Source organism: Aliarcobacter sp. (assembly GCF_041672065.1).
Taxonomy (GTDB): Bacteria; Campylobacterota; Campylobacteria; order Campylobacterales; family Arcobacteraceae; genus Aliarcobacter; species Aliarcobacter skirrowii.
Window position 1 is genome coordinate 1 of sequence record NZ_JBAZAH010000054.1, and the last position, 11,283, is coordinate 11,283.

Genomic DNA, 11,283 nt, shown 5'->3' on the forward strand with positions numbered 1-11,283 from the left:
ATATTACAATAACTGCTGGAATAAAAACAGGAATTAGTATAGTTGAATTTGATTTTTTGAGCTTTTCAAATGACATATTAAAATCCTTTTCTTTTTAATATAGTCAAAAGTAGCTTAAATAAAAAAAATGTTTATTAGATTTTAAATAATTTAAATGGTGCGGATGGCGAGATTTGAACTCGCACACACATAATGCACTACCACCTCAAGGTAGCGTGTCTACCGTTCCACCACATCCGCATAGAAAAAATAGACCGAAATTATATCTATTTTTTCTTAAGCTTATCTATATTCGTTTTTATACTCTACATAATGTTTTGCATGGTCTATTAAACCTTGAACTTCCTCATCACTAAGCTCTCTTACAACTTTTGCAGGACTTCCCATAATCAAGCTTTTTGGTGGAAAAACTTTTCCATAAGTTACAAGTGAGTTTGCCCCAACAATACTTCCTTCACCTATAACTGCATTATCTAAAATTGTAGCACTCATTCCTATTAAACAGTTATTTTCAATAGTACATCCATGAAGCATAACTTTATGACCAACTGTTACATTATCACCAATAATTGTTTTTGTATTTGTATCAGTATGAATACATGATAGATCTTGAATATTTGTATTTTTACCAATTCTTACTTCATTTACATCAGACCTAATAACACATCCAAACCAAACGGAACTATCTTCTGCTATTTCTATATTTCCAATTAAATCTGCACTTGGTGCAATCCAAGCAGTTGGATGAATATTTGGGTAAAACTCTTTAAATTTTAATATCATAAGTATAAATCTCCTTTAAATAATAAGGCAAGATTTTAGTATAAAAAAGTAGCAATGAAGTTGCAAATTAGAAGTTTTGAAGAAGCTAAGGATATTTTCCTTAACTTCTACTATTTATTTTTGTTTTTTACCTGCAATTACAAGTCTTAAAGCATTTAATCTAATAAATCCTTCTGCATCTTTTTGATTATAAACTTCATCTTTTTCAAATGTTGAATATGCATCATCATATAAAGATTTACTTGACTCTCTACCAACAACCATAACATTACCTTTGTAAAGTTTAAGTTTTACTTTTCCTTCAACACTCTTTTGAGTTGCATCAATTGCAGCTTGAAGCATCTCTCGCTCTGGACTAAACCAATATCCTTGATAGATTAGTTTTGCATATCTTGGCATTAACTCATCTTTTAAGTGAGTAGCTTCTCTATCCAAAGTTAAAGATTCAATAGCTCTATGAGCTTTTAACATAATAGTTCCACCTGGAGTCTCATAACAACCACGAGCTTTCATACCAACATATCTATTTTCAACAATATCAACTCTTCCAATACCGTGCTTATTTCCAAGTTTATTTAAAGCTTCAAGTAAAGAAGCAGGAGATAATTTCTCACCATTTAGTGCAATTGGGTCTCCATTTTTATACTCAATTTCAATATACTCTGGCTTATCTGGAGCTTTTTCAGGAGATGTTGTCCATAACCACATAGACTCTTCAGGCTCAGCAGCTGGGTTCTCTAAATGAAGCCCTTCATAAGATATATGTAAAAGGTTTGCATCCATTGAATATGGGCTTATTTTTGGGTTTCCATTTTCATCAACATGTTTTTGTGAAATTTCAATTCCATGTTTTTTTGCATACTCAAGTAGTGACTCTCTTGAGTTTAACTCCCACTCTCTCCAAGGTGCAATTACTTTTAAATCTGGATTTAGTGCTAATGCTCCTAGTTCAAATCTAACTTGGTCATTTCCTTTTCCAGTTGCTCCATGACTTACAGCTTGTGCACCTTTTTCATTTGCAATTTCAACAAGTTTTTTTGCAATCAGTGGTCTTGCTATTGAAGTACCTAAAAGATACTCACCTTCGTAAATAGCATTTGCTCTAAACATAGGGAAAACATAATCTTTTACAAACTCCTCTTTTAAATCTAAAATATAAACATTTTCAGGTTTAATTCCACAAGCAATTGCTTTTTTTCTTGCAGGTTCTACCTCTTCACCTTGTCCTAAATCAGCTGTAAAAGTAATAACTTCAGCACTATACTCCTCTTGAAGCCACTTTAAAATAATAGAAGTATCTAAGCCTCCACTATATGCAAGTACAACTTTTTTTATATCTTTTTTACTCATTATTTTTCCTAGTTTTGGTAATTTATAGGCGGGATAATACCAAATTTTTACTATAAAACCATTTAAGCACTTTTAATTTTTATTTCAATATAATCAAACTTATGAGAATAGATAAATTTTTAAACAGTGTAAATATCACAAAAAGAAGAGCAATAGCAGAAGATATGCTAGAACATAAAGTTGTATTTCTAAATGGAAATGCCGTTAAAAAAGCAAAAGAGGTAAAGGTTGGAGATATTATAGAGATAAAATATCTTGAAAATAGTGAAAAATTTAAAATTCTTCAAATTCCAACAACAAAATCAACGCCAAAATCAAAAATAGATGAATATGTACAAAGGATAATTTAAATATGTTTTTAGAGACAAAAGCAAAGTTTGATGATATTTTTGAAAATAGATTATCACCAGATGATATAAGAGAGTATTTTTTAGCACTATATGAAAGAGGTGAAACAGCTTCAGAGTTTGCTGGAGCTGCAAGTTCTATGAGAGATCATATGATTGCTCTTCCTATTAGTGAAGAGTTAAAGAACAAAGCAATTGATATTGTAGGAACTGGTGGAGATAAAAGTTATAGTTTTAATATTTCAAGTACAGTCTCTATTTTACTAGCAAGCGTTGGATCATTTGTAGCAAAACATGGAAATAGAAGTGTTACAAGTAAAAGTGGAAGTGCTGATATGCTTGAAGCTTTGGGAATAAATTTAAATCTAAGTCTTGAAGATACATCAAAAATGCTTGAAGATACTGGTTTTGGATTTATGTTTGCAGCAAATCATCATCCAGCTATGAAATATATTACACCTGTTAGAAAAACTATTGACCATAGAACTATTATGAATATAATTGGACCACTTTGTAGCCCTGCTATGGTTAAAAAACAGGTAATTGGTGTATTTCATAAAGATTTTATAAATAAAATTGCAACAGCTTTAGATATGCTAGATTGCAACAAAGCAATTGTTTTATCAAGTGAAGATGGAATGGATGAGATATCAATCTCAAGTGTTACTTATGCAACACTACTTGATAATGGAAAACTTACAGATTTTATTATAAATCCAGAAGATTATGGATTAAAAATTGCATCTAAAGATGATATAGTTGGAGCTGGACCAAAAGAGAATGCTCAAATTACAAGAGATATTTTAAGCGGAAAAACAACTGGAGCAAAACTTGATATTGTTCTATTAAATGCAGCTGCTGCATTAGTAGTTGATGATAAAGCAAGAGATATAAAAGATGGAATAGAAATAGCAAGAGAGGCTATAAAAAGTCAAAAAGCATATAAAAAATTAGAAGAGATTGTAAACTATTCAAAAAGGCTTAGTTTAAAATGAAAAAAGAGTTTTTAACATCTTTAGAGAATATATCATTAGTTGTTAATGAGCTTAAAAAAAGAGTTCAAAATAGAGATTGTATTGTTTTATTAAAAGGTGATTTAGCAAGTGGAAAAACTACTTTAGTGCAAGAGTATGTAAAATCTATTGGATTAAAAGATCTTGTAAACTCTCCTACATTTTCACTTCAAGTTCAATATGGTGAAAATATTTTTCACTATGATTTATATAATAAGAGTTTAGAGGATTTTATAGCTTTAGGTATGCTTGAAGAGTTTGAAAAGAGTGGAATACATTTTGTTGAGTGGGGAAATAGTGCTTTAGAAAATATTCTAAGCGATTATGGGTTTGATTTTTTAATAATAAATATAGATAAAAAAGATGATAAAAGGTTGTACATTATAAATGAGTAAGTTAAAAATAGTTGATATCAAAAAAAATATTAAAAAAACACAAATATTGCATGGTATTAGCCTTGAAGTTAATACAGGCGAAATTGTAGGACTTTTAGGACCAAATGGTGCTGGAAAAACTACTACATTTTATACAGTTTGTGGACTTGTAAAACCAAGTAGCGGAAATGTATATTTTGACGCTGAAGATATTACAGCTCTTCCTCTTCACAAACGCGCACTAAGAGGAATTGGATATTTGCCTCAAGAGTCATCTATTTTTAAAGATTTAAGTGTTGAAGACAATCTTCTTTTAGCAGCTGAAATTGCTTTTAAAGATAAAGAGATTCAACAACAAAGAGTTGAAGAGCTTTTGCAACTTTTAAATATTGAACCAATAAGACAAAGAAAAGGTGTATCTTTATCAGGAGGAGAGAGAAGAAGAACAGAGATTGCAAGAGCACTTGTTTCAAATCCAAAATTCTTACTTCTTGATGAACCTTTTGCAGGAGTTGATCCAATTGCTGTTAAAGATATTCAAAATTTAGTTAAAGATTTAACAAAGTTAAACATTGGTGTTTTAATAACAGACCATAATGTAAGAGAGACTTTGGAAATTTGCGATAGAGCTTATGTTATGAAAGCTGGGGCACTATTAGCAAGTGGAACTGCAAATGAGATAAAAAATGACCAAAGAGTAAAAGAGCACTATTTAGGTGAGGATTTTAAATTTAGTTAAAATTTAAAATCCCTTTTGTTTTAGCTAAGTTCTGCCATTTTTTCGTCAAACTCTCTGTTTATATTCTCAATTTTTTGCATAATTTCTAAAATACTATTTTCAACTTTTATCTTATCTGCACCAAAAAGTGTTGAGACTTTAGATTCTAACTCTTCAAGCTCTGCTTTTAGAGGTTTTAAATCTTGACTCTTTTTAGCAACCAATTGTGCTCTTAACTGTTTACTCTCTTTTTTATTTAGTTTTGGCTTATCTTTTTTTTCCTCTTTTTTGTTTGATTTCTTATCATCAATATCATCGCCCCAACCAATTTTCTCTAAAAACTCATCATAAGTTCCATTGAAATAATCTGCTCCATCATTTGTAAAAACTATTAATCTATCGCAAACAGCTCTTAGTAGCTCTTCACTGTGAGTTACTATAATACTTGAACCCTCGAACTCTTTTATAGCAGTTGTAAGTGCTTCAATTGATTCAATATCAAGGTGGTTTGTAGGCTCATCTAGAAAAAGTAGATTTACATCTTGTGCAATAATTTTTCCAAGCATTACCCTACTTTTCTCTCCTCCAGATAATAAAGAGATTTTTTTCTTTGCATTATCTCCACTAAACATCATAATTCCACAAATATTTCTAATAACAGGTTCTGGAATTTTGTTATTTACACTTTGTATCTCTTCTAAAATTGTATTATTTAGGTTCAGATGATTTATATTTGTCTGTCCAAAATGCCCAAAAACTGTACTTGGATGAAAATCTACACTCCCACTAAGAGCCTTTAGTTCACCTGCTAAAACATTTAAAAGTGTAGATTTTCCTTTTCCATTTTTACCTATAATTCCCAAAGTCTCGCCTTTGCTTAATGCAAAAGTTATATCTTTGAAAAGAATATTATTTTTATCATATCCAAAACTTACATCTTTTACTTCAAGTAAAAATTTAGCACTTGTATCTTTATAGTTAAAATCAAATTTTAGATCTTTTGCATACTCTAAATCTTCCATAACTTCCATTTTCTCTAAAATTTTTACCTTTGATTGAGCTAGTGTTGCTGTTGCTGCCCTTGCTTTATTTTTAGCAATAAATTCTTCAAGATCTTTAATCTTTTTCTCTTGAGCAATTTTTTGTTTCTCATAATGCTCTTCATTACTAGCAAGTTGTTCAAAAAACTTTTGAGTACTTCCAGGAATTATAAAGGCATTTTTTCGAACAATTCCCATTGTATGAGTACAAACACTATTCATAAAATCTCTATCGTGAGTTATAAGTATAAGCTCTCCATCAAAAGATTTTAAAAACTCTCTTAACCATCTAATAGATAAAATATCCAAATAGTTTGTAGGCTCATCAAGAAGTAGCATATTTGGCTCTGTTAAAAGAAGTTTTGCTAGATTTATTCTTATTTGATAACCACCTGAAAAACTCTTTGGCTCTTTTTGTAAATCCTCTTCACTAAATCCTAAACCAAATAAAATTTTTTCAGCCTTATAGATATTATACTTATCATCTTCACCCAAAGCTAAAGCTGTTTCATCAATTAAAGTTTTTTCAGTAAAATCAAAATACTGTTTTAAAGCACCAATTTTATAGTTCTTTGGAGTTGCAACCTCCCCACTATCTGGTTGCTCTTCTCCCAGTATAAGTTTAAAAAGCGTTGATTTTCCAGTTCCATTTCGTCCAACAAGACCTACCTTATCACCTTTATTTAATCTTAAATTTAAATCTTGATATAAATCTTGAGTTGGATATGATTTTTTTATATTTATTAGCTCTATCATTATTTAAAAAGTACACCTTTACACGAAGTTTCATTCTCATTTGGAATTATATGGTTTAAGTATCTTGAAAATTTTCCAACATAATCAACTTTTGGATATTTATCTGCTATTTTTAAAGTTATCTCATTTTGTCTTAACCAATCTAACTCTATTGGTTTTCCATCTATCCAAGCACAGTTTGTAAGCAAATCTTCAACACCATCAAGATTTACATCTTCAACTTTTTTGCTATGTTTTGCATATAGTTTTAAATAAGCACTCTCAACACTTTGTGGTTTTTTATCTTCAAAAATAAATACAACTCTAAAATCATCTGCACCTAGTCCACTATTTATTGGTAAACTTGCTAGTGTTGATACGGCTTGAAGATTTTTATGTCTCTCTTTCTCTTCATAAAATGGTTTATAAGCCTCTATACAATAACCTAAAAAACCATCACTAATAGAGTAAACACCCTCACTTTTAGAACAATCTACATCTTGACCACTTTGTTTTAAAGCTGCTAAGAAAATTGCCGCACTCTTTTCATTTTCATTCCAATTAAAAACTGGAAAAACTGCTTCTAAAACTCTATTTGGATTTAAAGTTCCATAATTAACTCTTGCAATTCCAAATGCTAGTGGTTTTTTGTACCAACTCTCTTTAGCAATAGTTTCAAACAGTGCATTAAAATCATCTTTTGAATTTATCATATCTTTGGCTCCTTTTTAAATTTTTTCAGATTTTACTAAAAGTTTAATAAATAGTATCCATATCAATAGTTGCATTAGCACTATTTATTGAATGCAAAGCATTTAAAAGTGCTTTTGTATTTTGTGATCTTAAAACTATCTCAAATCTATATTTGTTTGCAATTTTAAATATAGCACACTCTCCAAATCCAACTATTTCAATATCTTTTATATTTTGAAGCTCATTTACTGTTTTTTCAAGCTCCTCTTTTACTTTTAAACCATTCGTTGAGCTTAAAATAACACGAGATAGTTTTACAAATGGAGGGTATAAATCTTTTCTAAACTCCAACTCACTTTGCAAAAACTCTTTGTAGTTTGATTCAAGTAAATAGTGCTTAAAAAAATCCTCATTTTTACTCTCAATAATAACTTCACCAAAACCATTTCTGCCACTTCTTCCAGATATTTGAAAAAGAAGACTCAAAGCATTTTCTCTAGCTTTATATGAACTCATATTAAGTAAACTATCCATTCCCAAAACAACTGCTAATTTAACATTGTGATAATCATGCCCTTTAGAAAGCATTTGCGTTCCAACCAAAATATCAATTCTGTTTTGATTAAACTCTTCAAGAATATTTTTCAACTCTTTTTCTGTTTTTACACTATCTTTATCAAATCTTTTTATAACGCTATTTGGAAACTCCTCTTTTAAAATCTCCTCAATTTGTGCAGTTCCTACTCTATGATTTCTTACAATTCCAGTTTTACAAGATGGACAAACATCTGGAATTTTTGAAGTATATCCACAATAGTGGCACTTCAAAGCTCTATCATTTTTATGTAAACTCATAGAGACACTACAAAATGGACACTCAACACTTTTGCCACAATCAAAACAGATTTGGTGTTTGTAGTTTGCCCTTGTTGGTAAAAAAACAATTGTTTGATGTGAGTTGTTTAGATTCTCTTTTATTTTTTCTAAACTTTTTTGGGAAATATTTAAGCTACTAGATTCAAAAATATAACTCTTTTTTGTCTCATAAAATGTTTTGTTTAGTTCAAAATATGGGATTTTGTAAAAACTGTTTATTGATGGTGTTGCACTTCCTAAAATAAGTCTTAGATCAAACTTTTTAGATATATATATTGCTAAATCTTTTGCATTGTATCTTGGTGTTTGATCGCTTTTATATGAGTCATCATGCTCTTCATCCACAACAATTAAACCCAAATCTTTAAAAGGCAAAAATAGTGCTGATCTTGCACCCGCTATTAGTTTTATTTCAGAAGTTTGAAGTTTCTCTAAAATCTCTGCTCTTTTTTTAGAGCTAACTTTTGAGTGCCAAATTGCTACACTATCTCCAAAAACCTCTTCAAGTCTCTTTTGCATTTGAGGTGTTAAAGAGATTTCAGGCATCAATAAAACTGCTTGTTTACCACTTTGTAAAACCTCTTTTATTGTTTTTATATATATTTCAGTTTTTCCAGCACCTGTAGATGCAAAGAGCAAAGCTTGTTTTTTAATATCTAAAAACTCTTTTGCCTCTTTTTGAAAAGATGAAAGGTGTATATCTTTTTTAAACTCTATTTTTATCTCTTTTTCTTCTATATTTTTGTTAAATAATTGAAAAATAGATAAACTATGTCCTAGTGAACATACATAATATTTACTAATAAAATCAGCAATTTCAAGCATAAATTTACTATAAAAAAACTCTGTAACTTTTAAAATATTGCTACATTTAAACTCTGGTTTTTCAACTTTTTTTATAATAACTGCTAAATATGGTTTTTTTCTATTTGCTAAAATTACTTCAACTACAAAACCAATTTCTATTGACTCTTCACTTTGATATGTAAGATTTTGTAAAGGTGATTTTAAAATTGCTACTTCATAATAGTTCATTCTAGCTCTTTGCAGATCTCTTCAGGGCTTATACATTCAAAACTATTGTTTTTTAAAGAGAATTTAACAATTGAATTTTTTGTAAAAAAGATATAATCACTACTTGCCATTTTTGCCCATTTTCCAACTTCTTTATCTTTTGTTGTAGTTGATTTAAAAGGATTTTCTAAAATATATTTAAAAAGTTCTTCATCTTTTGTATCTATTTTTGCACTATCAAATTTTGTTAAATTAAAACTATTTTGTAGCAAGTTAGCTTGAAACTCTTGATTTTTAATTGCAGAGTTTATAAGAGCATACTCTACTTTTAATTTATTTTTTACTCCAAAATCAAAAAAAGTTGATACTTTTGGAGTAAAAATTGCAAAAACAATTGATAAGATTAAGATTACTAACATTGTTTCAAGAAGTGAAAAGGCTTTGATTTTAAAATCCTACAAGCTTATTTGAGATATTTGTAATCTCTTTTTCAAACTTTGATTTAAGCTCTCTTTTCTCTTTTAAAGTTGTTAAATATGCTTTTAAAAGGGTAAATGTTTCATTATTTTTGTTCAAATCAAAATGTCTTGTAATCTCTTTTTGCATATCATCATCTAAAACTAATTCATATGCCATATTATTTATATGAAGAGTTATTTTCTTATTTTCCATCTAATTTAGCCTTTTTTAAAAGGGTGTCAATTTTTAAAATCATATCTTGATTGTATCTTTCTAATTTATCATTCTCATTTGTAAGTTCAGAGATTTTAGCCTCTAAGGCTTTTTTCTCCAACAAAACTTGAGTATATTTTTGAATTAAATTATCAACTCTTTTATTTAAAATCTCAATCTCTTGCATTTAATCTATCCATTAAGAAATCATCGCTTCATCGTAGCTATCATCCATATAAACTTTTGCAACTTCATATAACTTTGCTACACTTTTTCCCCATGCTGAAAAATTCTCTATATCTTTTTGTGAAATATCAAAATATTTTGATATTTTCTCTATTACAATCTGTTCATTTATATTAAATACTGTATCAATATGAACTAAAATCATAAGCTCCATTAATACAATTTTTCTACTTCTTTGACTCTTAAAGTTTCTTAGAATCTCTTCTAAATCAAATTTTGAATTATCGAATGAATCAATATTATCAATCCCCATCTCATCGCAATAATCTAAAATTATATCCTCTTCCTCTTTTCCAAAATTATTATCAACTCTTGCTAAATAGTGAGCAAGTTGTAAAAAAGCAAATTTCTCTCTTGATTGAAGTTTCATCAATAGCATTTTTTATCCTAAGTTTTTATATATTAAAGTATATATTATAGTATATTTTTTTTAATTTCTAGTAAATTATTAATTTGCTATCAAGCTTAATAAAAACTATTTTGAATATTGATTTTTATTTTGTATAATCCGATTTATGAAAACTTTTATATTTAATAATTTTGGCAAAATATCTATTTTGATCTTATCTATTTTTATTATTTTTGCTTCAAGTAGTGTTGTTGTAAATGAGAGTGCAAAAGATGTTATAGATAGATCTTTTAATCAAGCTTTAATTGTATTTGGGAGTGCAAAAGCACTAAATGCAGTTATATCTTTGGCTCAAGGAACAGAGATTAATCTTCCATTTGTAGTTGTTGCTGTTGGAGAGGTACTTGATCCTATAAATGATTTAGTAGAGCAATTTTCACTTATAATGTTAGCTAGTTTAGTATCTCTTGGAATTCAAAAAATATTATTAAATTTTGTATCAAATGATTTTTTCAATCTTACTTTTATAATATCCATTTTAGTTTTTAATATATTTCTATTTTTAAAATTTAAAAACATAGAAAGTATTAAAAATATGGCTCTTAAATTAACACTTATTTTACTATTTTTAAGATTTTCAATTCCATTTATTGCATACTTAAATGAGTATAGTTATGACTACTTTATAAAACCTCAATACAATATTGAACAGCTAAATGAGACCATTTTAAATACAAAAGATGAGATAAGTAAAATAAATCTTGAATCAGTAGAGGAGAAAGAGAGTGGTTTTTTTGAAAAGTTTAGACAAAAATTTGATATGACTTTTTATGAAAAAAAGGTAGATGAGTATAAAGATGCTATTGATAGTTCAAGCGATAATATAGTTGATTTGATTATTGTATTTATATTTCAAACTATACTTTTGCCTCTTTTTTATCTATTTTTTTTTTATATTTTATTAAAAAAGCTTTTTAATTTTCCAGCCAAATAACCACTTGAAAAAGCCCATTGAAGATTGTATCCACCACAAGGTCCATCAATATCTACAAGCTCTCCACAAAAATATAGAC

15 protein-coding genes and 1 tRNA gene are annotated in these 11,283 nt (G+C 28.5%); 5 read left to right on the forward strand and 11 right to left on the reverse strand.

What is annotated here, in order from left to right; all coding sequences use genetic code 11:
* Positions 1-155: 155 nt before the first annotated feature.
* From WC168_RS07840 to WC168_RS07850, 3 genes are all read right to left on the reverse strand, one after another.
* A tRNA-Leu gene (locus WC168_RS07840) sits at positions 156-240 on the reverse strand.
* Between the two features lie 42 nt (positions 241-282).
* On the reverse strand, positions 283-783 hold the full coding sequence (locus tag WC168_RS07845) for a gamma carbonic anhydrase family protein (RefSeq protein ID WP_066161005.1): 501 nt from the start codon (positions 781-783) through the stop codon (positions 283-285).
* A gap of 114 nt (positions 784-897) precedes the next feature.
* Positions 898-2,133: an argininosuccinate synthase gene (locus WC168_RS07850; protein WP_279135306.1), complete on the reverse strand. Its 1,236-nt coding sequence runs from the start codon at positions 2,131-2,133 to the stop codon at positions 898-900.
* Positions 2,134-2,234: 101 nt separating this feature from the next.
* Between WC168_RS07850 and WC168_RS07855 the strand changes: the two genes are divergently transcribed.
* The 4 genes from WC168_RS07855 to lptB are packed head-to-tail and all read left to right on the forward strand — an operon-like array spanning position 2,235 to position 4,606.
* On the forward strand, positions 2,235-2,483 hold the full coding sequence (locus WC168_RS07855; RefSeq protein WP_066160999.1) for a S4 domain-containing protein: 249 nt from the start codon (positions 2,235-2,237) through the stop codon (positions 2,481-2,483).
* A gap of 2 nt (positions 2,484-2,485) precedes the next feature.
* Positions 2,486-3,475, forward strand: a complete 990-nt coding sequence (gene trpD / locus WC168_RS07860; protein WP_260883773.1) for an anthranilate phosphoribosyltransferase — start codon at positions 2,486-2,488, stop codon at positions 3,473-3,475.
* Positions 3,472-3,888 carry a tRNA (adenosine(37)-N6)-threonylcarbamoyltransferase complex ATPase subunit type 1 TsaE gene (gene tsaE, locus WC168_RS07865; RefSeq protein ID WP_066160993.1) on the forward strand — a complete coding sequence of 139 codons (417 nt, stop codon included), beginning with the start codon at positions 3,472-3,474 and terminating at the stop codon, positions 3,886-3,888. Before trpD ends, tsaE begins: the two co-directional genes overlap by 4 nt.
* Positions 3,881-4,606 carry an LPS export ABC transporter ATP-binding protein gene (lptB, locus tag WC168_RS07870; RefSeq protein WP_066350288.1) on the forward strand — a complete coding sequence of 242 codons (726 nt, stop codon included), beginning with the start codon at positions 3,881-3,883 and terminating at the stop codon, positions 4,604-4,606. Before tsaE ends, lptB begins: the two co-directional genes overlap by 8 nt.
* A gap of 20 nt (positions 4,607-4,626) precedes the next feature.
* On the opposite strand, the gene WC168_RS07875 is transcribed toward lptB, so the two are convergent.
* Genes WC168_RS07875 through WC168_RS07905 form a run of 7 tightly spaced genes read right to left on the reverse strand, consistent with a single transcriptional unit; the run spans position 4,627 to position 10,240 of the window.
* Positions 4,627-6,381, reverse strand: coding sequence for an ABC-F family ATP-binding cassette domain-containing protein (locus tag WC168_RS07875; RefSeq protein ID WP_372618551.1), 1,755 nt, complete (start codon positions 6,379-6,381; stop codon positions 4,627-4,629).
* On the reverse strand, positions 6,381-7,073 hold the full coding sequence (locus WC168_RS07880; protein WP_066407843.1) for a tetrahydrodipicolinate N-succinyltransferase N-terminal domain-containing protein: 693 nt from the start codon (positions 7,071-7,073) through the stop codon (positions 6,381-6,383). The genes WC168_RS07875 and WC168_RS07880 overlap by 1 nt, the downstream gene beginning before the upstream one ends.
* 43 nt (positions 7,074-7,116) lie before the next feature.
* Positions 7,117-8,964, reverse strand: coding sequence for a primosomal protein N' (locus tag WC168_RS07885; protein WP_372618553.1), 1,848 nt, complete (start codon positions 8,962-8,964; stop codon positions 7,117-7,119).
* Positions 8,961-9,362 (reverse strand): hypothetical protein, encoded by a 402-nt coding sequence (locus WC168_RS07890; RefSeq protein WP_372618555.1) that lies wholly within the window; start codon positions 9,360-9,362, stop codon positions 8,961-8,963. The genes WC168_RS07885 and WC168_RS07890 overlap by 4 nt, the downstream gene beginning before the upstream one ends.
* Before the next feature lie 28 nt (positions 9,363-9,390).
* Positions 9,391-9,615 carry a hypothetical protein gene (locus WC168_RS07895; protein ID WP_066160931.1) on the reverse strand — a complete coding sequence of 75 codons (225 nt, stop codon included), beginning with the start codon at positions 9,613-9,615 and terminating at the stop codon, positions 9,391-9,393.
* Positions 9,605-9,802: a hypothetical protein gene (locus WC168_RS07900; protein ID WP_066160929.1), complete on the reverse strand. Its 198-nt coding sequence runs from the start codon at positions 9,800-9,802 to the stop codon at positions 9,605-9,607. Before WC168_RS07900 ends, WC168_RS07895 begins: the two co-directional genes overlap by 11 nt.
* 12 nt (positions 9,803-9,814) lie before the next feature.
* A complete protein-coding gene (locus tag WC168_RS07905; protein ID WP_066160927.1) occupies positions 9,815-10,240 on the reverse strand; it encodes a hypothetical protein in 426 nt (141 codons plus the stop codon).
* A gap of 136 nt (positions 10,241-10,376) precedes the next feature.
* Here WC168_RS07905 and WC168_RS07910 point away from each other — a divergent pair, with 136 nt between their 5' ends.
* Entirely contained in the window at positions 10,377-11,204 is an 828-nt protein-coding gene (locus tag WC168_RS07910) for a hypothetical protein (protein WP_372618558.1), read from the forward strand.
* Here WC168_RS07910 and WC168_RS07915 read toward each other — a convergent pair.
* Positions 11,162-11,283: NAD(P)/FAD-dependent oxidoreductase (locus WC168_RS07915; protein ID WP_372618560.1), on the reverse strand; the 122-nt coding region annotated here is incomplete at its 5' end. The two genes, WC168_RS07910 and WC168_RS07915, sit on opposite strands and share 43 nt — an antisense overlap.

Bases quoted from the DNA above. Each gene is read 5' to 3' on its own strand.
- WC168_RS07845 (WP_066161005.1), bottom strand. From the start codon at position 783: ATGATATTAAAATTTAAAGAGTTTTACCCAAATATTCATCCAACTGCT.
- WC168_RS07850 (WP_279135306.1), bottom strand. From the start codon at position 2,133: ATGAGTAAAAAAGATATAAAAAAAGTTGTACTTGCATATAGTGGAGGC.
- WC168_RS07855 (WP_066160999.1), top strand. From the start codon at position 2,235: ATGAGAATAGATAAATTTTTAAACAGTGTAAATATCACAAAAAGAAGA.
- trpD (WP_260883773.1), top strand. From the start codon at position 2,486: ATGTTTTTAGAGACAAAAGCAAAGTTTGATGATATTTTTGAAAATAGA.
- tsaE (WP_066160993.1), top strand. From the start codon at position 3,472: ATGAAAAAAGAGTTTTTAACATCTTTAGAGAATATATCATTAGTTGTT.
- lptB (WP_066350288.1), top strand. From the start codon at position 3,881: ATGAGTAAGTTAAAAATAGTTGATATCAAAAAAAATATTAAAAAAACA.
- WC168_RS07875 (WP_372618551.1), bottom strand. From the start codon at position 6,381: ATGATAGAGCTAATAAATATAAAAAAATCATATCCAACTCAAGATTTA.
- WC168_RS07880 (WP_066407843.1), bottom strand. From the start codon at position 7,073: ATGATAAATTCAAAAGATGATTTTAATGCACTGTTTGAAACTATTGCT.
- WC168_RS07885 (WP_372618553.1), bottom strand. From the start codon at position 8,964: ATGAACTATTATGAAGTAGCAATTTTAAAATCACCTTTACAAAATCTT.
- WC168_RS07890 (WP_372618555.1), bottom strand. From the start codon at position 9,362: ATGTTAGTAATCTTAATCTTATCAATTGTTTTTGCAATTTTTACTCCA.
- WC168_RS07895 (WP_066160931.1), bottom strand. From the start codon at position 9,615: ATGGAAAATAAGAAAATAACTCTTCATATAAATAATATGGCATATGAA.
- WC168_RS07900 (WP_066160929.1), bottom strand. From the start codon at position 9,802: ATGCAAGAGATTGAGATTTTAAATAAAAGAGTTGATAATTTAATTCAA.
- WC168_RS07905 (WP_066160927.1), bottom strand. From the start codon at position 10,240: ATGCTATTGATGAAACTTCAATCAAGAGAGAAATTTGCTTTTTTACAA.
- WC168_RS07910 (WP_372618558.1), top strand. From the start codon at position 10,377: ATGAAAACTTTTATATTTAATAATTTTGGCAAAATATCTATTTTGATC.